This window comes from Afipia dichlorophenoxyacetatis (genome assembly GCF_055386385.1).
Genome location: NZ_AP029250.1, coordinates 1,809,129 through 1,829,711 on the forward strand (window position 1 = coordinate 1,809,129; position 20,583 = coordinate 1,829,711).

20 protein-coding genes are annotated in these 20,583 nt (G+C 59.5%); 7 read left to right on the forward strand and 13 right to left on the reverse strand.

The features are described 5' to 3' along the window. Window positions 1–4: 4 nt before the first annotated feature. The 7 genes from ACZ5C3_RS08315 to ACZ5C3_RS08345 form a co-directional block, all read right to left on the reverse strand. On the reverse strand, window positions 5–880 hold the full coding sequence (locus tag ACZ5C3_RS08315) for an ABC transporter permease (RefSeq protein ID WP_464036782.1): 876 nt from the start codon (window positions 878–880) through the stop codon (window positions 5–7). A gap of 4 nt (window positions 881–884) precedes the next feature. Then, window positions 885–1,712, reverse strand: coding sequence for an ABC transporter ATP-binding protein (locus ACZ5C3_RS08320; RefSeq protein WP_464036783.1), 828 nt, complete (start codon window positions 1,710–1,712; stop codon window positions 885–887). 11 nt (window positions 1,713–1,723) lie between these two features. Then, window positions 1,724–2,758 carry an ABC transporter substrate-binding protein gene (locus tag ACZ5C3_RS08325; RefSeq protein ID WP_464036784.1) on the reverse strand — a complete coding sequence of 345 codons (1,035 nt, stop codon included), beginning with the start codon at window positions 2,756–2,758 and terminating at the stop codon, window positions 1,724–1,726. A gap of 265 nt (window positions 2,759–3,023) precedes the next feature. After that, the gene (locus tag ACZ5C3_RS08330) at window positions 3,024–3,521 is read right to left on the reverse strand and encodes a MarR family winged helix-turn-helix transcriptional regulator (protein ID WP_464036786.1); all 498 of its coding nucleotides are present in this window, start codon (window positions 3,519–3,521) and stop codon (window positions 3,024–3,026) included. Between the two features lie 93 nt (window positions 3,522–3,614). Continuing rightward, window positions 3,615–4,259, reverse strand: a complete 645-nt coding sequence (locus ACZ5C3_RS08335) for an alpha/beta hydrolase family protein (RefSeq protein WP_464036788.1) — start codon at window positions 4,257–4,259, stop codon at window positions 3,615–3,617. Between the two features lie 104 nt (window positions 4,260–4,363). Then, complete coding sequence (locus tag ACZ5C3_RS08340) at window positions 4,364–4,681, reverse strand: hypothetical protein (RefSeq protein WP_464036790.1); 318 nt, start codon at window positions 4,679–4,681, stop codon at window positions 4,364–4,366. Between the two features lie 278 nt (window positions 4,682–4,959). Then, the gene (locus ACZ5C3_RS08345) at window positions 4,960–5,649 is read right to left on the reverse strand and encodes a DUF4336 domain-containing protein (RefSeq protein ID WP_464036792.1); all 690 of its coding nucleotides are present in this window, start codon (window positions 5,647–5,649) and stop codon (window positions 4,960–4,962) included. Window positions 5,650–5,870: 221 nt separating this feature from the next. Here ACZ5C3_RS08345 and ACZ5C3_RS08350 point away from each other — a divergent pair, with 221 nt between their 5' ends. After that, a complete protein-coding gene (locus ACZ5C3_RS08350; protein WP_464036794.1) occupies window positions 5,871–7,325 on the forward strand; it encodes an outer membrane protein in 1,455 nt (484 codons plus the stop codon). 294 nt (window positions 7,326–7,619) lie between these two features. Next, window positions 7,620–9,068: an outer membrane protein gene (locus ACZ5C3_RS08355; protein ID WP_464044643.1), complete on the forward strand. Its 1,449-nt coding sequence runs from the start codon at window positions 7,620–7,622 to the stop codon at window positions 9,066–9,068. Between the two features lie 100 nt (window positions 9,069–9,168). Here the strand turns inward: ACZ5C3_RS08355 and ACZ5C3_RS08360 are convergent, their stop codons facing one another. The 6 genes from ACZ5C3_RS08360 to ACZ5C3_RS08385 form a co-directional block, all read right to left on the reverse strand. After that, a complete protein-coding gene (locus ACZ5C3_RS08360; RefSeq protein ID WP_464036798.1) occupies window positions 9,169–10,146 on the reverse strand; it encodes a helix-turn-helix transcriptional regulator in 978 nt (325 codons plus the stop codon). Window positions 10,147–10,246: 100 nt separating this feature from the next. Continuing rightward, window positions 10,247–11,266, reverse strand: a complete 1,020-nt coding sequence (locus tag ACZ5C3_RS08365) for a helix-turn-helix domain-containing protein (protein ID WP_464036800.1) — start codon at window positions 11,264–11,266, stop codon at window positions 10,247–10,249. 28 nt (window positions 11,267–11,294) lie between these two features. Further along, on the reverse strand, window positions 11,295–12,716 hold the full coding sequence (locus tag ACZ5C3_RS08370; RefSeq protein ID WP_464036802.1) for an outer membrane protein: 1,422 nt from the start codon (window positions 12,714–12,716) through the stop codon (window positions 11,295–11,297). Between the two features lie 215 nt (window positions 12,717–12,931). Continuing rightward, window positions 12,932–14,362: an outer membrane protein gene (locus ACZ5C3_RS08375; RefSeq protein WP_464036804.1), complete on the reverse strand. Its 1,431-nt coding sequence runs from the start codon at window positions 14,360–14,362 to the stop codon at window positions 12,932–12,934. 190 nt (window positions 14,363–14,552) lie between these two features. After that, a complete protein-coding gene (locus tag ACZ5C3_RS08380) occupies window positions 14,553–14,969 on the reverse strand; it encodes a F0F1 ATP synthase subunit epsilon (protein ID WP_464036806.1) in 417 nt (138 codons plus the stop codon). Between the two features lie 72 nt (window positions 14,970–15,041). Continuing rightward, window positions 15,042–15,455 (reverse strand): hypothetical protein, encoded by a 414-nt coding sequence (locus ACZ5C3_RS08385; protein WP_464036808.1) that lies wholly within the window; start codon window positions 15,453–15,455, stop codon window positions 15,042–15,044. Window positions 15,456–16,046: 591 nt separating this feature from the next. On the opposite strand from ACZ5C3_RS08385, the gene ACZ5C3_RS08390 reads away from it, so the two are divergent. The 5 genes from ACZ5C3_RS08390 to ACZ5C3_RS08410 all read left to right on the forward strand — a co-directional run bounded on the left by ACZ5C3_RS08390 (window position 16,047) and on the right by ACZ5C3_RS08410 (window position 20,532). Then, a complete protein-coding gene (locus ACZ5C3_RS08390; RefSeq protein ID WP_464036810.1) occupies window positions 16,047–16,526 on the forward strand; it encodes a hypothetical protein in 480 nt (159 codons plus the stop codon). 24 nt (window positions 16,527–16,550) lie between these two features. Next, complete coding sequence (ppk2, locus tag ACZ5C3_RS08395) at window positions 16,551–17,390, forward strand: polyphosphate kinase 2 (RefSeq protein WP_464036812.1); 840 nt, start codon at window positions 16,551–16,553, stop codon at window positions 17,388–17,390. Window positions 17,391–17,433: 43 nt separating this feature from the next. Continuing rightward, window positions 17,434–19,137: a SulP family inorganic anion transporter gene (locus ACZ5C3_RS08400; RefSeq protein WP_464036814.1), complete on the forward strand. Its 1,704-nt coding sequence runs from the start codon at window positions 17,434–17,436 to the stop codon at window positions 19,135–19,137. 186 nt (window positions 19,138–19,323) lie between these two features. Further along, window positions 19,324–19,530 carry a hypothetical protein gene (locus tag ACZ5C3_RS08405; protein ID WP_464036815.1) on the forward strand — a complete coding sequence of 69 codons (207 nt, stop codon included), beginning with the start codon at window positions 19,324–19,326 and terminating at the stop codon, window positions 19,528–19,530. A 258-nt stretch (window positions 19,531–19,788) separates the two neighbouring features. Next, complete coding sequence (locus ACZ5C3_RS08410; RefSeq protein ID WP_464036817.1) at window positions 19,789–20,532, forward strand: outer membrane protein; 744 nt, start codon at window positions 19,789–19,791, stop codon at window positions 20,530–20,532. Window positions 20,533–20,583 lie beyond the last annotated feature (51 nt).

Genomic DNA, 20,583 nt, shown 5'->3' on the forward strand with positions numbered 1-20,583 from the left:
GGCACTAGAGCTGCATGCCCCAGCGTTGCACGGTGTGCTTTTCGATGAAGCGGAAGATCACGGCTTCAACCGCGAGGCCGATGAGGATGACGGCGAGCAGGCCTGCGAATACGCGGCTTGTTTCGAGTTCGGCGCGCGCTTCGAAGATGTACCAGCCGAGACCGCCGGAGCGGGACGAGACGCCGAAAACAAGTTCAGCGGCGATCAGCGTGCGCCAGGCGAAGGCCCAGCCGATCTTCAGCCCCGCGAGGATCGAAGGAAAAGCGGCGGGGATTAGAATGAAGGCAACATACCGGATGCCGTGAAGGCCGTAATTGCGGCCGCTCATGCGCAACACAGTGGGGACGCTGCGAAAACCGGTGAGCGTGTTGAGTGCGACGGCCCACAATACTGAATGGATGATGACGAACACCAGCGACGGCGTGCCAAGCCCGAACCAAATCAAGGCGAGAGGTAAGAGCGCAATCGCCGGGACAGGATTGAACATGGCGGTCAATGTCGACAGCACATCCGATCCAAGCCGCGTTGAGACCGCGATCGTGGTGAAGACTGTTGCAAGCAGCAGTCCCGCCGCATAGCCCAGCAATAGCGAGCGAATAGATGTGCCGATGCGGTCGAGCAGCACGCCACTCTTCAGGTCGGAGACGAAAGTGACGAGGGTGTCGCTCAGGGTCGGCAAGATCAGCGGATTGTCGACCCATCGGGCATAAAGCTCCCAGATGAGACCAAGCGCAACGAGGATGCAGAGACGGCGAAACCCGTCGCTGGCGGAAAGCCGCTGCAGGAATGTGAGGGGCTGCTGGACGTCGCCGATGTCGGCGGCGTCAACCAGTTCGAATTCAACATCGGGCTTGGCGGGGATAGACGGTTGGATCGACATGTCATCACATCCCTTGCGTGGGTTCGGTTTTCCGCCCGAACAGCAGCTCGTGAATTTTGTTCGAGAGCGAGATGAACTCACCACTGCTGGCGTCGCCGGAGCGATAGCGGCTCGCGTCGAGCTCCGCCCGTACGCGCCCAGGGTGCGGTGAAAGCACCAGGATGCGCGAGCCGACGATGATGGCTTCTTCAATGGAATGCGTGACGAACAGCATGGTGAAGCGGGATTGTTCCCACAGTTCGAGAAGCTGCTCCTGCATCTCGCGCCGCGTCAGCGCATCGAGCGCCGCGAACGGTTCGTCCATCAGCAGCACTGCGGGCTCCAGTGCCATGGCGCGCGCCAGCGCGACGCGCATCTTCATGCCGCCCGACAGCATATGCGGATAGACATCGCGGAACTTGCTGAGCTTGACGCGATCGATCATGGCGACCGCGCGCTCGTGCGCTTCCTTGCTGGTGAACTTTCCCGTCGCCTTCATCGGGAAGACCACGTTCTGCAAAACAGTCTTCCATGGCATCAGCTGCTCAAATTCCTGGAAGACCATCATGCGATCCGGCCCGGGAGCCTGGACCTCTTGCCCATCGATGAAAATGTGTCCATCGACGGGAGCCATGAAGCCGCCCACGGCTTTGAGCAAGGTCGACTTGCCGCAGCCCGACGGTCCGAGAATAACGTAGCGCTCTCCCTTCTCGACAGAGAAGGAGACCTTGTAAGTCGCCGTCACAAGGTGCTGCGGCGTCTTGTACTGCAGCGTGACGTTGTCGACCTTCAGCAGGTCTTCGGTCCTCGGTAAGTCCCGGGCTACGGGCGAAACGGCGTGATGTTGTGACATGCGGTCCGCCGTCAGCTGCCCGAGCGATCGGCGATCAGCGGCGTGAACACATCCTTCCAGCTCTTGGCGGCCGACTTGATCGTTCCCGTCTCCGCCATGAAGTTCACGAACTTCATGACGTTCTGCGGCGTCGTGGTGAAGACGTTTTCCGGATCCTTGATCATTGCCTCGACCAGCTCGGGGCTCAGCGAGGAGTTGTCGGCCTTGATATAGAGTTCGGCCGCGCGTCGCGGATCACTCTTGATGATGTGGGTCGCCTCATCCATCGCATCCAGAATCGCGCGTGCGGTCTTTGGGTTTTGTTCGATGAATTTCTTCGAGGTCCAGGCGGCGCTGTAGGTCGCAGGTCCTCCGAGAACGGAGTAGGAATTCAGTGCGCGATTGAGACCCGCAGCCGTTTCCTGCTGGTAATAGGGCGCGGCGGTAAAGTGCGCCGTAATTTCCGTTCGGCCGGACTGCATTGCCGCCATGGCGTCGGAATGAGGCAGCGGCACTGTCAGGGTATCGAGCTTGGCGTACTGGTCCTTTCCGAACGCTTCGGCCGCGAACATACGCAGGATGATGGCCTGCATCGATACCCGCGACACCAAGGCGATGCGGTCGGTCTCCTTGAAATCCTTCACGCTTTTGATGTTCGGGTCGCGCGTCATCAGCACGGCCGGCATCGAGCTCAGCGCTGAGAGGCCGACATAGGCACCCTTGCTCTTGTCCCAGAGCACGATCAGGGCGGTGAGGCCGCCATTGGCGACGTCCAGGTTGTTGGAGATCAAGGCCTCGTTCATGCCGGGACCATCACTGAACCGGGTCCATGTCACTTTCACGTTGCCGAGGCCGGCGCTCGCGGTGTGTTTTTGCACAAGCTGCAGCTCATCCATGATCGCCATCGCCAGATGCGAGATGCCGTACTGGCGGGCAAGGCGGACTTCGTTCACTTCGGCCTTCGCGGAACGGGGCAGGGCCAGAGCGATTGCGGCCAGCAATGCCGCTCCCGCCAGCAGGCGCAAGGAACGACGCGCAGTTCTGGAATGAAGTCGTGGATCTCGCATGGGGCAGGTTCTCCTCTGGCGAAGTCAGATCGGGAAACAATGTTCTATTCGTCAGTATACTGACGATTTGGGCGCAAAAATTCGTCAGCGTACTGACGATATCGGTGCAAAAAAGGTTCCTTCCTGGTCCGGCTTTCAAAGCCTAGCCGTAAATCCGCACGACGCAAGCATGTTTTGAAAGCGCACGGCGCCCAAGCTTTCATCAGCTACGAACGGTTCCGGTTCCGGGGTGGGCGATCGTGTGGCAGTGGGCCGGGATTTTCGGTCAGCCGAATCCCCTGAGCGCCGAGCGGCCCTTGTCGTTGTTCTCCTGCACCAGCCGCAGCAGAAGGGCGAGAAACTGCTCGCGTTCAGCGCGATCCAGCGGTCCCAACAACTGACTATGGGCGGCGTTGATCGATTGCTGCATCTCGGAGAGGAGCGACTTTCCGTGCGCGGTTAGATAAGTGCGCTTGGCGCGGCGATCGCTGGTGTCGAACTCACGCGTCACGATGCCACGAGTCTCCAGGCGCGACAGCACATTCGACGTGGTGGTGCGGTCGAGGCCGATCTCCGCGGCGAGCGCAGCCTGATCGATGCCGGGCTGCGCATCCAGCACCTGCATGATGCTGGATTGGGCCGGCGTCGTGCCGAAGCGCTCGCAGTTCTGCAGATACATCGCCACGAAGATCTGGTGGAGGCGGCGGACAAGGAATCCTGGCCGCCGAATGAGCGCCGTATGCGGTCGATTGGTGTTCGGGCGCTTTGCTTTCGTTGGGCTCATTGCTGGCTACTCACGGATCCTCGCAGAGCAGGGATCATTCGCCGAAACGTTGCCTCTTGTCGAGAGCAGTGCCGGGCGCTTGCCAATATTGCATTAGGCCGGACCACTGATCTTCTGCGACCAAGACGTCACCGCGTCGCCGAGTGTTTTCAGATGGTCGGCCGCTGAGAAGCCGGAGATTTTCTTTCGCGGCTTGAGATCGTGATCGCCGTCCTCAAGCCAAAGGATGTCGATGGCGTTGGAAAGCTTGTAGGAGGCAACCTCGTCGCGGGTACCGAACGGGTCCCGTGTGCCCTGTACGATGAGCGCGGGCGTCATGAGGCCAGCGAGATGCTCGGTGCGCAATTGCTCGGGCTTCTCCGGCGGATGAAACGGATAGCCGAGACACAGTAGCCCTGCGATACGTTTCGAGGCGTAAAGCTGATCTGCGACCATGCTGGCGACGCGCCCGCCCATGGATTTGCCGCCGATGATGAGGTGGCCTTTTGCATCCAGCGCATCGATAGCGGCGATATATTCCGGCATCAGCTTGTCCGCGCGCGGCGGCGGCTTGCGCTCCGTCGAGGTGCGGCGTCGCGCCATGTAGTCGAACTCAAAGCGGGCGACACGAAAGCCTGCATCTCCCAATGTTTTTGCAAGCGCCGTCATCGCCGCCGAATCCATCGCCGCGCCCGCACCGTGCGCGAGCAGGATGGTGGTTGAGGCTTGTTCAGGCCCGTCAAACAGAAATGTCGTCATGCATCCCAATCTCACACGCGCCACGCACCGTACAGGATTTGCGGAGAATTATAAATTCAGTGGGGATGCTTGATTTTTTGCGCGACATTCCTGCGCAGAACTTGTCACTTTTCTGCGTCTCGCGCCAAATCGAGGCAGATCTGCAACTCGACGTAGCTCGGCGTGTCGTCAGTCATGGTATCCGCGACGCAGCTAGCTTTGTCGGAGGCGCGAAACTGCGACCATTCCGTTTCGAGCTGCTGCTTTGCCTGCTTCTCATCTGCGATGCATTTCTCAATTGGCTGAGCCAGATTGGTATCTTCGGCGGCCTCACGATCGAGCTGGCAGCTCCGCTCAATGTTGAACTTTGGAACGCCGTCCGCGACCGGAACGGCGAGATGCGAACCAACAGCAAGAACAAGCATCGAGAAGGGGATCATCATTGTTGCTCTCCTTGCCGCGGGCGACATCGAGGGCATCGCACGTGCGATGAGCGCCACGCTGCACCAAAGATGATTAAAGAGGCGCGGACAACGGATCAGTTCAGAACGAGTTTAATTGTTGCCGGCAGCTATTCGGGTCCACTTTACCACGGAATATCTAACTGCGATATCATGCAACTCCCTCAAATGAGGTGACGGCAAGCTCGACCTTAAATCGCAGAATGGGGGCCCGCGCTGGAAATACACATGCGTACTCAAGGTCGATGCGGATGAAGGCGTCAGCCGATCAGCCACCCAAACGCACGGCGTAGGAAGGCTGGCGCATCTTTTCCGACCGGCGTGCCGTGAGCCATCAGCACTTTCTCGGCTGGCCATGAAAGAATGCGGCTCAGCGCCTCTCGCGCAGCGCGGCGGTTGGTGAAGGCGAGGCGAAACTTGCGCGGCACGGACGGCTCGGGCCCTGTCATGAGGTCGAGCTTGGCGACAATCGCCCGCCAGCCTGAGAACAGTTTGGCGGGAAGCTGCTGTAGCAGATCGGTGAAGAGTACGGTGCCGCTGTTGAGATGAAAGAACACCACTTCAGTGGTGATCAGGTTGCCGTGCATCAGCACCTGATCGATCTGCCCGGCCCACTCCGGATTCGGCGTGTCACTGAGATCGGCATCGAAGACAATGTCGGCGCGACGCTTTCGCAGGCCTGGAGGCGCGTAGAGCTTCGCTGCAGGGAAAGCGCGCTTCCACTGGTTGAGAAACAGGTGATGCAGCGAATTGGGCGCAACGATGTGCCGGACGTCGCCAAGGGCATTCACTGCTGCGCGCAGGCTATCGGTGAGCTCGATCGGCGACCAGATGAAGAGGTGTCCGTCTGACAGTCTGATGATGGCCATGCGGGTGGGATAGTGAAATCCCGCGACCGCAACGTGAGGTCCATCCGCAATCCAGATCTCGCGACCGAATTCCTGCAACATGATGGGTCCAGTGCAACCGGCACGGACGAAGTGTTAGCCGCTGGGCGCTGCCCTCGCAATCGCCACAGACATGTGTCGAATTTGCATCATGCGCCACTGATGTGAGGGGATGACCTATCACAACAAGTGGCTGGACGCGTACGTCCAAGACATCGGCCGCAGGAACCCTAATGTCGGTCGCGATACGATTCACTCGCGAGACGATAGACTTTGGGGGTCCCATGCGTCGGAAGTTCTGGGCTGGCTTGATTGGCGCCGGCTCGCTTTACATCTCCCTTGCCGGGCCGGGACCCGCGCTGGCCGCCGACGTCGCGCCGCCAATGTTCACTAAGGCGCCTATTGCTTCAGTACCGGATTGGACGGGATTCTATCTCGGTGCCAACGTTGGCTATGGCATTGGGCGCAACCCGAGCACAACGAGCTTTCCGGGCTTTTTTGGCATTTCCAATCCTACTGAGTCCTACATGCAGGTGCCCGCTGGCGCTCTAGGAGGATTCCAGGCGGGCTATGATCTGCAGGCGGGACCGATGGTGTTCGGCATCGAGGGCGATTGGCAGTGGTCTGCACAACGTACGTCCACCTGTGGTTTCGTCTGCACCGACGAGGGGGCCGTCATAGCCGAGCAGCGGTTGCGCTCGTTTGGCACATTGCGTGGACGGCTCGGTGTCAGCGCAGGCAGTTCATTGCTTTACGGCACAGCTGGCCTCGCCTGGGCTGATGTCAACACAGATATCAATCTCACCAATACTTTTAACAATCTATCCGACCGTGCAAGCTTTCATCACACGATGAGCGGATGGACTGCTGGCGGCGGCATCGAAACTGCCATCGGCGGCAACTGGACGGCAAAGGTCGAATATCTCTACGCGGATTTCGGCAGCGTAACCGACGCTTTTTATTCTCCCACTTTCGCTCACGTGACACAGGTGACGAGTGATCTGCACGAACACATTGTCCGTGCCGGGATCAATTATCGCTTCAATGGTCCCGTCGCGTCAGGCGCGGCAGCGGCGACACCCTGGCAGGCTTTGCAGGCTCGGCCCGTCAACTGGTCGGGAGCTTACGTCGGCGGCAACATCGGCTACGGCATTGGAGAGAACCGAAGTGAGCTCGCTCAAACCGTCGATCCTGCGCTCGTCCCGGAAACGTTCACCATGTCACCGGGTGGTATCATCGGCGGCGTGCAGGCGGGCTACAACTGGCAGGCGGATCACATTGTTGCCGGCATCGAAGCTGATTTCCAGGGGACTGGGCAGAAAGACTCGGTCTGTATGCAAAGTTGCGAATTCCCGCTTCATGGTGGCGTGACCGCGCAGCAAAGCCAGTCATGGTTTGCGACGGTTCGAGGGCGGATCGGTTATGCGGCCAGTTCTTCGTTGTTATACGCAACGGGTGGATATGCCGCGGCCAATATCAAAACCAGTTTCCAGACATTGTCCTTTGGTGTGACGACGCCTGTCACCCTTAACGCGACGCGGGGTGGGTGGACAGCGGGAGCCGGAATCGAGACGATGATCGCGCCAAACTGGAGCACGAAGTTTGAATACCTTTATACGGACTACGGCAACGTCTCGAGCGGGTTCGTGCCGACGGGGCCGTTCATCAGCACCAGTCTGAGCTCTGATCTGCATGACCATGTCGTACGTGCAGGGGTCAACTATCACTTCGGCGGCTGAGCCGCTACGCTCTTTTCGCATCAACGAAAGTCCCGGCGAAGCGAATTCGCCGGGACTTTTGTTTTGATCGACAGTTCATGCTGGTTTGCGATCGCTTTGCTTCGAAACATCCCGGCTTCAGCGACAGCCTTCGCACGGAATGATGTGTCGAAATTGCATCAGGGCACGGCTCATGTGTGGGCATGACGTATCACGACAATCGGCTGGGCGCGTGTGTCCAAGACGCCGGATGCGGAGCCTCTAATGTCGGTTGCGACACGATTCACTCGTTAGACGATAGATTTTGGGGGTCTTATGCGTCGGAATATCTGGGCTGGCTTGATTGGCGCCGGCTCACTTTGTATCTCACTTGCCGGGGCGGGACCCGCACTGGCGGCCGACGTTGCGGCGCCACTGCTGTCCAAGGCACCCATTGCCTCGGCACCGAACTGGACCGGATTCTACGTGGGCGCCAACGTCGGCTACGGCATCGGCCGCAACCCGAGTACCGTCGGCTTCTCTGATTCCGATGCAATCGAATCTTTCACACAGACGCCCGCGGGCATGTTGGGTGGATTCCAGGCGGGCTATGACCTGCAATCGGGACCGATGGTGTTCGGCATCGAAGGCGATTGGCAGTGGTCCGCACAGCACATTGATTCCTGTCTGATAAGTTGTAGCGCCGAGACGGCTGTCACCTTCAATCAGCGGCTGCAGTCGTTCGGGACGTTACGCGGACGTCTTGGCGTCAGCACTGGCAGTTCACTGCTATACGCCACCGCAGGCTGGGCAGTAGCTAATATTACGAACGATGTCGGCGTGGCCGGCGGGTTCGGCAGTTATGCAAATACCACCAGCTTCCGCCACACCGCTTCGGGTTGGACGGCCGGCGGCGGCATCGAAACGGCCATCGGCGGCAACTGGACCGCGAAGGTCGAATATCTCTATGCGGATTTCGGCAATGTCAGCGACTCGATCTTTACGGCGCCTGGCGGTGGTTTCATCCCGTTCACGACGGTCGCCACGAGCGATCTGCACGAACATATCGTCCGTGCCGGGATCAACTATCGCTTCAACGGTTCGGTTGCTCCGGGCACAGCATCCGCGACGCCATGGCAGGCACTGCAGGCTGCGCCCGTGACCTGGACCGGCGTCTATGTCGGCGGCAACCTCGGCTATGGCATTGGACAGAACCGAAGCGCGCTCACCCAGACCAATGATCCGGCTTTTTTTATCCCGGAAAAGTTCACCATGTCCCCGGGGGGGATCGTTGGTGGCGTGCAGGCGGGCTACAACTGGCAGGCAGGGCACATCGTCACCGGTGTTGAAGCTGATGTCCAGGGAGGCGGGCAGAGAGACACCGCCTGCATGCAAGGCTGCGAGAAGTTTTTCAGCGTCAACATCGTGGAACGGCAGTCGTGGTTCGCAACCGTTCGCGGCCGCATCGGCTACGCTGCTGGTTCATCGCTGCTGTACGCAACCGGCGGCTACGCCGTGACCGACGTCAAGACTGATCTTCAGACCAACTTCAGTAGCAAGTCCGGCTCGGCGTCGTTCAACGCGACGCGGAACGGATGGACGTTGGGCGGTGGCATTGAAACAATGATCGCGCCGAACTGGAGCACGAAGGTCGAATACCTCTATACGGATTACGGCAGCATCTCGAACAGCCTTGTGTTGACGGGACCGGAATACTCCATCCTGAATTCGGACCTGCACGATCACGTCGTCCGTGCCGGTGTGAACTATCACTTCGGTGGCTGATAGGCTGCAATGAGCGCAGCGCATCGATCGCTGCGCTCTCCGACGACGACAAAAATCCCGGCGAAGCGAATTCGCCGGGATTATATTTAGGCCTCTTTGCTTACGGCTTTACGCTTTCACGCATGTCAGTCGGCGTCATGCCGAAGCGGCGGCGGAACGAACGATTGAAATACGACAGGTCCGCGTAGCCGACGGCGTGAGCGATATCGCTAATCTTGCGCTGCCGCTGGGCCGGATTGAGCAAGAGTTTCCGTGCGAGCAGCAGGCGCTGCTCTGTCATGTACTCGGTGAATGTTTCGCCGTTGTCGCCGAACAGCCGTTGGGCTTGACGCGGACTCAAATTGTAGCGGCGGGCGACGGTGCTGATATTCAGGTCGAGCTTGCCGAGATTGGCCAGCACATCGCTCTTCATGAGGGCCAGGCGGGCTTGCACCTGACCGCGCTCGCGCGCCAGCTCTGCCTCATCGGAACGCGCGCCGAGCGCAAGGCCGACGAGATCGACAAGGTGCTGGCTCATAAGCAGGCGACCTGGTGCATCGATGTGTGGTGCCGTCCGCGTCACCAGCGCGGCGTAGCGGCCGATGGTATTGCTGAGCTCGGCGTTGATCGCCATCGGATCGAACAGCATGTCCTCCGCTAGCGGCGCGATGCTGAGAAGCGCCTTGCGATTGATTTTGAGCGCGGTGAATTCGCGGCATTCCCGCAGCATGGCGGCCGCAGGCTCGGCGGAATCGCCTAAACAGATCTGGGTATCGCCGATGTCGATGAGGCGATCGCGATGCCTGAAATGCATCGTGCCGCCTTGCGTGTGGCAGACGAAGGTGAAGTCGTCGAGGCCATCGGTGTTGGTCTGCACCGAGCGGCCGATGATCGCCGAGGTGCCGGTCGAAATGGCGATCGCGCAGGGCTGCAGATTGGCGATCTCGGCATGCATGTCGATGACGCCGTCGCGACTTGGATCGATCTCAACCGAGAAAAAGCCGCGGCAGATTTCTTCGCGCCATTGATCGTAGTGATCACCGCGCGCCGCGCCTTCATAGGCGTTGACGAGGATGACAGGAGGATCCGACACAGTCATGCCGAAGGAACCTTGAAAGTGTGAGCAGAAGTCACATCCATAATTATCGTGTCACGATATCTCCGGACGGAAAGCCGCCGAAGACTGAAGTTTATGGCGATTAGTTCTTCAGCACGCCGCGCGGTATCCATAACGGGGAACGCTCGGACGCCATCCTGTGCTCCAAGCGAAAGCCGGATGGTGTTGCACCGAAGCGGCGGCGGAACATTCGGTTGAAGTGCGAGACGTCGCCGAAACCGTTCTCGTGCGCGATGCCTGAAATGGTCACGTGTTCGTAGCGCTGGTCGGTCAGCATACGCGCACTGCGCAACAAGCGACGCTCCATCACGAATTCGGAAAAGGATGTGCCGTCGCGTTCAAACAGCTTACCGAGATAGCGTGGCGAGATACCGTGCCGCGAAGCGATCATCTCCATGGTGAGCTTGCCGGAGGCAAGCATCCGCAAAATGTCGCGCTTGATAGCGTGCATCCGCGCGACCTTCATCCCGCGCTCACGTGCGACTTCCGCATGGTCGCCGGTAGCGCCGAGCGCCAGCACCACAAGGTCGAAAATGTGGGTTGAGATCGAGCGGCGGAGTTCGGGCAATGACAGGTCGAGATTGCCGTCCAGGAGCCCGGTGTAGGTCACAAGTAACTGTAGCGCGTCCACGCTGCTGGAAACGACCGAGAGCAACGCCGTGTCGAGGTCCGGGATCAGCGGCGCGAGTTTCGCGAAGGGAAGGGCAATGCTGACGAAGCGCGATGGGCTTTGCACCAGGCTCGCGCTCGCCTCGGCGCTCGACATCAGCGTGGCCTCGCCGGGCCGCAGCGTGATCTCCTGACCATAGGATGACGTGGTCAGGCCACCTCGCGTGGGGATGGCGAGGATGAGATCATCATTGCCGTCGGCAATAAGCTGTCCCGTGCGAGTGAGCTTGTTGGGCGACGTTTCGAGAGACGCGACCGTAAGCTCGGGCAATGGGTGGATAATTGCCTGACAATGGAACGGTTCGTCGCCGACGGGCGCCATGTCCATTTTCATCAATAGCCGGCCGGCCACCTCGCGCCATTGCGGCACGCGCTCGCGTTCATCGAGGTCATCCGTCGAGAACAGAATCGGAGAGAACTGGTCCGACGACATGGCGATCGTCTCCGCCGCCTGCGTCGCCTTAACGACTTGCCGTATCGAAGTGGTAGTTCAGACCGGTGCGGAAGATGTGTTCCTGAACGTGGCTTGTGATGGTGCGATTGAGCGGGGTCTGCCCAATAGTGCTGGTATACGTCTGGTTGGCGTCGCCGAGATCGACATAGAGATATTCGGTCTTGGCCGACCAGTTGCGCCCGAACAGGCCGAACGGATCGAATTTCGTTTCGATGCCGCCGCCCACCGTGTAGCCGGTCCTGGTCTGCGCGGAGCTCGCATACGCATCGGTGAAACCCGGCAAGAGCTCGATGACCTTTGTGGTGAGTCCGCCGTAAGCGAGGCCGCCCGTCGCATAGAACAGTGCAGAGCCTGTTGCGTAACCGATCCGCCCGCGCACGGTGCCCAGCCAGTTGAGCTGTTGCTGCTCGTTATTGTAAGAGATGGTGGCAGAGCAGAACAGAAGGCATGTGTCGCCACTGCGCTGCGCTGATCCCTGGATGTCCGCCTCCAGACCGTAGACCAGCGAACCGGCTTGCCAATTGTAGCCAATCTGTGCACCGCCGATGAAGCCGCGCGCCGATAGGTTATAGGTCTCGTTAGGTACGATACCGGAAAAATCGTAGGCCCGCGAAGCCGGATTCAGGCCGATGGCAACGCCGGCGTTGGCGCCCAGATAGAGCCCGCCCCAGTCCGCTGCCGTTGCTGCGGCGACGACACGTGGTTCGCCGAAATGGTAGTTTACGCCGGCCCGGAAAATATGCTCGCGGATGTCGTTTGAAGACGTGATGGTGGTCGCGGGCGGGAGCGAGGCGCCGCCGCTCTGCGTTCCCAGATCGAGATAAAGATATTCAACCTTGCCGGTCCAGTTGCCGCCGAGCGCAGCCTCGACGCCGGTGCCCAATGTCCATCCAGTACGGACTTGATCCGATGAGATCACCAGAGAGGTCGGGAAGTGGAGCGTATTTTCTGTTTTCACGTGACCGTAGGCGAGACCGCCGGTGATGTAGGTCAGCACCGAACCCGTGGCGAGCCCGATCCGACCGCGGGCCGTACCGAACCAATCGATACGTTGATCGATGGAATTAAATACAACTGCTTCACACCCAAGGGTGCAGGTTCGGTTGTCGCGCAGCGCGGCCGCCTGAATATCGGCTTCCAAGCCGAACACGATGTCGCGCATCTGCCAGTTGGTGCCGATCTGCCCTCCGCCGACGACACCAGCCGCGCCGACAACCGATGACGAACCGATAGGTGATGTGGGCTCGAAGGACAGCGCGCTTTGGCTGCGATCCACACCGACCCCCACATTCGCACCGAGATAGAAGCCGGTCCAATCGTAAACCTGTGCGATCGGCGCCTTGGTGTAAACACGCGCGGGAAGATCGGCGGCGGAGGCGATGGTCGTCGAGACAACAATGAGGCCGAGGGCCGCAGCGATCCGTTTCATTTCAAACTTCCTATTCGGTGCACGACGTTAAGCGCGCAAACAAATGCGCTCGTTGAGATATCAATTGGCGAGAGCGGGGATTCTGTCTTGGACTGAAGCGACAAGGCGTGCAGCCTGTCGCGACATCCTGTTCTTTTCCGCGACGTGCGAGGCCGAGTTGCAACAGCTGGGGCGAGCGGTGATGACATCGCAAAACCGCCCGCCATCGTCACGCCTTATGGGCTTGCGAAGTGATAATTCAGACCGGTGCGGAAAATGTGCTCTTCCACGCGGCTGGTGAGCGCATGATTTATGACAATGGTCGATGCAACCGCTGTGTATTTGTCGGTGATGCTGCCGAGATCGGCATAAAGATATTCAGTCTTGGCCGACCAGTTGCGTCCGAACATGCCGAACGGGTCGAATTTGGTCTCGATGCCGCCGCCCAGTGCATAACCGGTCTTGGTGTGCGAGAAGCTGCCGTCGAACAATGCGCCGCTGAATGGAACGATTTCGGATACCTTCGTTGTCACATTGCCGTAGGCCAGACCGCCGGTGACGTAAAACAACGCATCACCCGTTGCGTAGCCGAGGCGGCCGCGCGTGGTGCCTAGCCAGTTCAAGCGCTGTTCAGGGGCGGTGAGAAATGCATTGGTGCTACAGCTGATAAGGCAGGCACTCCCGCCGCTTTGCGCCACGCCTTGCAGGTCGGTTTCCAGACCATAGACCAATGATCCAGCCTGCCAGTTATAGCCAACCTGGCCGCCGCCGATGAAGCCGCGCGGCGAGAGATTGTAAGTGTCCTGAGCGAAGGTGCCCAAAATGAAGGACTCCTGCAGCGAGCTTGGGCTGAGTGCGACGGCTTCGCCGGCATTGCCGCCGAGGTAGAGGCCGTGCCAGTCAGCGGTCGGCGCAGCGGCTGCGACTCGCTGATCGCCGAAATGATAGTTCACGCCCGCACGAAAGATGTGTTCGCGGATGTCGAGCGAGGATGTCACGTTGCCGGAGGCACCTGATAAGGGCAGGGTGCCGCTTTGCGACCCGAGATCGACATAGAGATACTCGATCTTGCCGGTCCAGTTGCCGCCGAGCGAGGCTTCGACGCCGCTGCCGATCGTCCATCCGGTTCGGGTTTGGTCCCATGAAAACGGGTTCGGTTGATTGAACAGGACATTATTGTCTGTTTTGACGCCGCCATACGCCAGACCGCCGGTGACATAGCCGAGCACGGCGCCCGTGGCCCAGCCGACACGGCCGCGGACCGTGCCGAACCAGTCCAGGCGTTGATCGTAAGCATTCGCCTCTCCAACGATACACGCGAGAGTGCAGGTTCGATTGTCGCGCGCACTCGATCCCTGGAGATCCGCTTCCACGCCCCACACGATGTTGCCGGCCTGCCAGTTGTATCCCAGTTGTCCGCCGCCGATCACGCCGGCGCCACCCACGACTGAGGACGGATTGTCAGAGCCAATCGGGACGTTGATCGCAGTGGCACTTGGATTTCGGCTCACGCCGATCCCGGCGTTGGCGCCGATGTAGAAGCCGGTCCAGTCATAGACCTGCGCGGCGACGGGAGCCTTGGTGTAGACCCGTGCCGGGAGATCTGCGGCGGCAGCGATGGTCGTCGAAGCGACGGTGAGGCCAACGGCGGCAACAATCCGTTTCATTTTAAAAAATCCTTTTTGACGCGCAGACTCGCCGCGCAAACACTGCGTCTGGTCACGCTATCAATCGGGGAGACTCAGGGTTTTGTCTTGGACTCTCGCGCCATGCGAGTTGTCGCTTGCGACATGATGTGTCATTTCCGCGCAGGCTGATGCAAAGCCGCAACGGGCGTAATGCGACGAGGAATAGTTCCTAAAACGCCGTGGCTTGGGGCAGGCGGAGCTGCTGGTGCAGTGTTTTGAAGTGATCGAGCCGCGTGATGGTGCGGTTGAGTTCGTCGCCGACCGGCATGTCTTTCAGGCTGTCTTCCATCTCGTCGATCTGCATGCGGAAGCTCGCGATGTCGAACTCGTCGAGCAGTTCGCAGATGTCCGCCAGTACGGTGAGCTGCTCTTGCGTGACTTCCGCGATACCGCCCAGCACGACAAATCTTTCAACGCCCTTGCCGGTCGCGACTGTGATAATGCCGGGGCGCAGCGATGCGATGGTCGGGCTATGTCCAGCAAGAACACCGAAATCGCCCTCGCGTCCGGGCAGATCGACCTGTTCGACAGGGCCGGAAAAGACAAGTTTCTCGGGAGAGGCGAGTTCGAAGTTGAAAGCGGTCATGGAGCGCTCCTGTCACAAGAACGGGACTGTGTCGTCTTTCACTTCATACGACGGGCGAAACCGCCCGCGCGCTCACATCGATGTGCATCGATAGTAGGTCAGCTCCATGCCGGGAATATCGGGAAAGAAGCGGGTGAGGCTGTTGTTGTCGATGAACTTCATGCTGAACTGCACATTGGACAGCATGATATCCGACGAACATGACGCCAAGATGTGCAGCGCTTCCGGCGTCTCGCGCCGTGACTTCACGCTGCAGCGTGCGGCCTTGCCGCGTAAGCTGTCGCTATCCACGATGAAGCCGCTACCGTAGAGGTCTGCCATCTGTGTGAACAAAATCTTCTTCCCGCTCTTCTTGAAGATCTTGTCGCATCGATCGGCATCAGACGCCCACACGCCGGTGAGGTCGTAGGCGTAAGCCGAGGTTGCGAGGAGTACGGCGCCAGAGAGAAGAGCGCCTGCGAAAGTAAAACGACAATGCTTCGACATCATCCTGCTCCTGACATGGTGTCGTTAAGTTGCGCGCGCTTTCAGGGCAGTGGCGCGCCGGCTGCTCCTTTGGGTTTTGGGTGAAAATTTTGTCGCGACGATTTTTCTTCGTTGTCGTGCTGGAGAGGAGAAGCTGCACGCCGATAACCGATGCGTCTCAGAGCGCACATTGAGCCCCTCCGGATATCCCTTCGATAGAAAGCTGCCGCTTTCTGCATTGGAGATTAAAGGGAAACCCAAAATCTGTCCTAGCGATTTTGACTGATCTTGGTTGTCGCGCGGCGCTTCGCACGATTAGGTCAGCACAACTGTCGTTTTCTATTTGTCCCGGATATGCGTCATCCTGAAGCGGGTGTCGCGCTTTCATTCGCATTGGCTTTGTTTCAGATCAAAGCGTCAGATCAAAATCGATAGAATTTACATCGCTTGAAAGAGCAGATGGCGCGCGTAAGATGTTGAACTGGCGCGGTCGGCATTCGTCTGGTGGCGCGGTTCGCAATCAGCACTCCAAGTCCGATCCGTAACGACTCTTTCGTGGATGCACGAGCGAGAGCGCGTGGATGCGTTTCATTCGGTGGAGAGGGCGCGGTCATGAGCAGACATACTGAAGAGATCAAGAATCCCGGCGACCTGGAAAGCATGATTCCAACAGCAAAGGACGTCATGAAGCGTCTTGCGGATATTGAGGGCGAGAAGGCCGCGCGCGCCGCCAGCCTCGGCAAGGATGCTGATGCCGCCAAGAACGAACTCATCGAGCGCCTGCGTAAGCCGTCGGGTCTCACGCGCGAGGAGCGCATTGCTCTGGCGGCGCGTGTGATCGAGCGTGCGGTCAATCGCGGCGTCACCGAAATGGAGGTCTATCGCTTCCCGCACGAGTTGTGCACCGACAATGGACGCGCGATCAATCAGGCTGAGCCCGGGTGGGAAACCACGCTCACCGGAATCCCACAGGAGATTTACGAGCTGTGGCGCGAGCATCTGCAGCCGCGCGGCTACAAGATTCGCTATCAGATCGTCGATTATCCGGGCGGCATGCCCGGAGAAGTCGGCATCACCCTGAGCTGGCACTGACACTGCAACACGGTGGAGGCCGACATGGAGCTCCAAACGCTTGAACGGACGACCGAACGCGCTCGCGGCAACGGCAAGGCCGCCGAGAAGATGAGTCGAAAGGAATATGAGAAGGAGCTGAAGAAGCTGCAGGTGCGTCTCTGCCACCTGCAGGCGTGGATCAAGTACAAGGGTCTGCGCGTCGTCATCGTGTTCGAAGGGCGAGATGCCGCTGGCAAGGGCGGCACCATCAAGGCAATCACGGAGCGGCTCAGTCCGCGTGTCTTCAGGGTGGTTGCGCTACCTGCGCCGACCGAGCGGCAGAAGGCACAGATGTTCATGCAGCGCTATATCGAGCAATTCCCTGCCAAAGGCGAGGTCGTGATCTTCGACCGAAGCTGGTACAACCGTGCTGGCGTGGACCGCGTGATGGGCTTTGCCACCGAGGAGCAGACCGAGCGGTTTCTCGAACTTTGTCCCGAAATCGAGAAATACATTACGGACGGCGGCACCATTCTGATCAAGCTGTGGCTTGAAGTCGGCATGAAGGAGCAGGAGAGGCGGTTCGCGGCGCGCATCGAGGATCCCCTGCGGCAGTGGAAGCTCAGTCCCATGGATGTCGAGTCCTACCGGCGCTGGTACGACTATTCGCGCGCCCGCGATGACATGCTGCGTGCAACCCACAGCAAGAATGCGCCGTGGCATATCGTGCGAACCGACAACAAGCGGCAAGGCCGTCTGAACTGCATCGCTCACATCCTCGACGCCATTCCATTCAAGAAAGCGCCGCAGGAGCGTGTGAAGTTGCCGCGGCGGTCGAAGAGCGGGGCGTATGACGACGCGGACAGCTTCGGCAAAATCCCGTTCGTCGAGCAGAGATATTAGAGTCGTTTGGCTGCCGGGCGGCATTCCCGTAGGAGGTCGCGCCGTGTCGTTCCAATTGCCGATCGTTGAGGGGCTCAAGGGCTACAAGAAGGAGTGGCTTGGCCGCGACATGATGGCAGGCCTCGCCATTGCCGCCGTCGCCATTCCGAGTGCCATCGCTTATCCCGCCATTGCTGGGTTGCCGCCGGAAGTCGGCATCTATTCCAGCATTCTTCCTCTCGTGGGATACGCGCTGTTCGGCCCGTCACGGCTGCTTGTCGTCGGACCCGATGCCGCGACCATGACTGTGCTCGCGGCGGCACTGGCAAGCATGTCGCCTGCCAATCCCGTCGTCGCCGCGTCAGCACTCGCGATGACGGTGGGGGTGATGTGCCTTATCGGCAGCAGGCTGCATCTCGGCGTGATAGCCGCGTTTCTGTCGAAGCCGATCTTGATCGGTTTCATCAGCGGCATTTCGATCTCAATCGCGGTTAGTCAGATCGGGCGTTTTACGGGGTTGAAGATCGAAGCCGATGGCCTGATCCCGCCGTTCGTTGAGCTGATGAAGAAGGCGGGCGGAATTCATTGGCTGTCGGTGGCACTGGGCGTCACGATGTTTGCGATCCTGCGGGTCGCCTCATGGAAACGCTGGCCGATTCCGGGGCCGGTGGTCGTCGTTGTGTTGGCCACCATCGCATCCTGGTTGTTCGATTTCCCCGGGATGGGGATCAAGGTCGTCGGCGCGCTGCCGGAAAGTCTGCCGTCGCTTTCATTGCCGTTTTCCACGGATCTGCCGTTGAAGGAATTACTGCTCGGTGCAGGCGCGGTGTGGCTGGTGAGTTTCGGCTCGGGCATTGTCGCGGCCCGCAGCTTTGCTGCGCGCGAAGGTTTTGAGGTGAACGCCGATCGTGAATTGACCGGCTTTGGCGCCGCGAACGTTGCCTCCGCCCTGTTCAGTGGTTTTCCTGTCACCGTGTCGGACTCCCGCACGGCGGTGAATCTCTCCGTTGGCGGGCGCACCCAAGTGGCAGGCCTCACGGCGGCTCTCGTGCTGACGGTATCGCTGCTTTATCTCGGCGAGGCGCTCAAGCTGTTGCCGGCGCCGGCGCTTGGTGCGATTCTCGTCGCCGCCGCACTCAGCCTGTTCGATCTTCACGGCCTGCGCGAGATCTGGCGCATCAACCGCACGGAGTTCGTGTTCGCGTTGATCGGCATGTGGGGTGCGGTGAGCCTCGGCGTGCTGGCCGGCATCGTCATCGCGGTTGCTGCGACGCTGCTCTATGTGTTGCTGAAGGAGATGATGCCGCGCGACGCAATGCTCGGCCAAATCCCGGGACAGCATGGATTCTACAAGCTGCATCGCTCGAAGGACGCGCGGCCCATTCCCGGTCTCGCGGTCTTCCTCATTCAGGGGAGCCTGCTGTTCTTCAATGTCGATCACGTGAAGGCGCGCATCAAGGCCGTCGCCGAAGGGCTTCCCGCTGACACGCAATGGTTTGTGCTGGATGCCAGCGCCATTGCGCAGATCGATTCAACGGCCGCTGAAATGCTGGAGGAGGCGCGCAAGATCCTGGCGGAGCGCGGTGTGGCGCTCGGCATCGCCGAATTGCATATCGAGCCGAAGGAAATTTTGCAGCGGACCGGGCTGCTGCAGCGGATCGGTGAGGCGATGGTGTTCGAGGATCTCGAAGACGCCGTCACTGCATTTCATAACCGCATGCCTCCCTTCCGTCCGCACCTTGTGAAGGAGCAGGGCGAGGCGCGGTGAAGGCGGCTGTCGCGGGGGCGAAGTGTGTCAGAACCATGTCAAGTCGGCAACTCGTAGCGCGAAACGGCTGTGAATGGCGGCTACCTACAATTTTATCTCAATTGTCGTTGCCATAAGACGGTCCAATTTCTCGATGCATCATCACTCTTCAGTTTGGGACTCTTGCTACGAGAGAAAGGGGAGCGAATGAACGAGATTGTGGAGCGCTGCCTGAACACCTTGGGCATGATGCAGGGCGTATCGAGGCAATATCTCGACGAGCATCGTGATGAACTCACCGGCTATCTTGCGAAATTGCAGGCCGATGGTGAAGCCGATGCCAATCGGCTCGCGGTCAACGGCCTCACATATCTGCGCAGAAATATGAAGCACGAGACCTCGCGGGCTGCCTAAGCAGGTCGTGATGTCCATGTATTTCGCGGCCAGGGTCTGCGCCATCGCGGGCCCTTTGCATTGGTCTGTGCAGATAGATCCAAGCATGTTCAAGCCGTCGGCACAGCGGCGTCTCCGATGGGCTGCATGTGGCTGAATAGGGACAGTAGCCTGAAATCGGAAAAAACATCGTTTTGTCCTATCGGAATCGCCGATTTGCCCAAGCCGCGCCGGAGCGTCGTCATTAGGAATCATCCTATTCGAAACTAGGATTCCGACATGAAAGCCGTGATGCGCGCTGCGCTGCTTCTTCTCTCAGTTTTGCCCATAGAGTCGACCTACGCCGCCGATCTCGGCCAACGTGCTTACACCAAAGCTCCGGTTGTGGACTCTGTATTTGATTGGTCCGGATTCTATCTCGGCGGCCAGATTGGGTACGCGTGGCGCTCGGATGACAACACCGAGAGACGTACAACGAATGGTCTTCCTGATGGCTACCATGCATCAAGCAAGCCAGCCGGGGCCGTTGGCGGTTTGCATGCTGGTTATAATTGGCAGGCTGGACATTACCTTGTCGGTCTTGAGGGCGATATCGAAGGAGCCAACATCAAGGGCAGTGGCAACTATGTCGCCGGCGACGGTACTGTAATTGACGACCGCATCGATACCAAAACGGATTGGCAGGCCTCGCTGCGCGGTCGCCTGGGCTTTACCGCGAACAATTGGCTTGTTTACGCGACGGGCGGTGCGGCGTGGGCCAACATCAGGCATGATTATTTCACTAGCGGTGAACCGATCGAGACATTGTCCTCGACCCGGCTAGGCTGGACAGCCGGCGCAGGCGTTGAATACGGCTTTGCATCGAATTGGTCGGCGCGGCTGGAGTATCGCTATACGGACTATGGGACGCTGACGAACAATTCGACTCTGTTCGGCTTTCAAGACCATAAGATCACCGAGAATACGGTTCGCGGCGGCATCAGCTATCATTTCAACAGCGGTCCGGCTGTTGCCAGATACTGATTGCGAATCTCGCTCCCAACACGCAGCATATCAAGGCTCGCTTTGCCGCGA

Excerpts from the sequence above, each read along its gene's own strand:
- ACZ5C3_RS08315 (WP_464036782.1), bottom strand. The coding sequence starts at position 880 with ATGTCGATCCAACCGTCTATCCCCGCCAAGCCCGATGTTGAATTCGAA.
- ACZ5C3_RS08320 (WP_464036783.1), bottom strand. The coding sequence starts at position 1,712 with ATGTCACAACATCACGCCGTTTCGCCCGTAGCCCGGGACTTACCGAGG.
- ACZ5C3_RS08325 (WP_464036784.1), bottom strand. The coding sequence starts at position 2,758 with ATGCGAGATCCACGACTTCATTCCAGAACTGCGCGTCGTTCCTTGCGC.
- ACZ5C3_RS08330 (WP_464036786.1), bottom strand. The coding sequence starts at position 3,521 with ATGAGCCCAACGAAAGCAAAGCGCCCGAACACCAATCGACCGCATACG.
- ACZ5C3_RS08335 (WP_464036788.1), bottom strand. The coding sequence starts at position 4,259 with ATGACGACATTTCTGTTTGACGGGCCTGAACAAGCCTCAACCACCATC.
- ACZ5C3_RS08340 (WP_464036790.1), bottom strand. The coding sequence starts at position 4,681 with ATGATGATCCCCTTCTCGATGCTTGTTCTTGCTGTTGGTTCGCATCTC.
- ACZ5C3_RS08345 (WP_464036792.1), bottom strand. The coding sequence starts at position 5,649 with ATGTTGCAGGAATTCGGTCGCGAGATCTGGATTGCGGATGGACCTCAC.
- ACZ5C3_RS08350 (WP_464036794.1), top strand. The coding sequence starts at position 5,871 with ATGCGTCGGAAGTTCTGGGCTGGCTTGATTGGCGCCGGCTCGCTTTAC.
- ACZ5C3_RS08355 (WP_464044643.1), top strand. The coding sequence starts at position 7,620 with ATGCGTCGGAATATCTGGGCTGGCTTGATTGGCGCCGGCTCACTTTGT.
- ACZ5C3_RS08360 (WP_464036798.1), bottom strand. The coding sequence starts at position 10,146 with ATGACTGTGTCGGATCCTCCTGTCATCCTCGTCAACGCCTATGAAGGC.
- ACZ5C3_RS08365 (WP_464036800.1), bottom strand. The coding sequence starts at position 11,266 with ATGTCGTCGGACCAGTTCTCTCCGATTCTGTTCTCGACGGATGACCTC.
- ACZ5C3_RS08370 (WP_464036802.1), bottom strand. The coding sequence starts at position 12,716 with ATGAAACGGATCGCTGCGGCCCTCGGCCTCATTGTTGTCTCGACGACC.
- ACZ5C3_RS08375 (WP_464036804.1), bottom strand. The coding sequence starts at position 14,362 with ATGAAACGGATTGTTGCCGCCGTTGGCCTCACCGTCGCTTCGACGACC.
- ACZ5C3_RS08380 (WP_464036806.1), bottom strand. The coding sequence starts at position 14,969 with ATGACCGCTTTCAACTTCGAACTCGCCTCTCCCGAGAAACTTGTCTTT.
- ACZ5C3_RS08385 (WP_464036808.1), bottom strand. The coding sequence starts at position 15,455 with ATGTCGAAGCATTGTCGTTTTACTTTCGCAGGCGCTCTTCTCTCTGGC.
- ACZ5C3_RS08390 (WP_464036810.1), top strand. The coding sequence starts at position 16,047 with ATGAGCAGACATACTGAAGAGATCAAGAATCCCGGCGACCTGGAAAGC.
- ppk2 (WP_464036812.1), top strand. The coding sequence starts at position 16,551 with ATGGAGCTCCAAACGCTTGAACGGACGACCGAACGCGCTCGCGGCAAC.
- ACZ5C3_RS08405 (WP_464036815.1), top strand. The coding sequence starts at position 19,324 with ATGAACGAGATTGTGGAGCGCTGCCTGAACACCTTGGGCATGATGCAG.
- ACZ5C3_RS08410 (WP_464036817.1), top strand. The coding sequence starts at position 19,789 with ATGAAAGCCGTGATGCGCGCTGCGCTGCTTCTTCTCTCAGTTTTGCCC.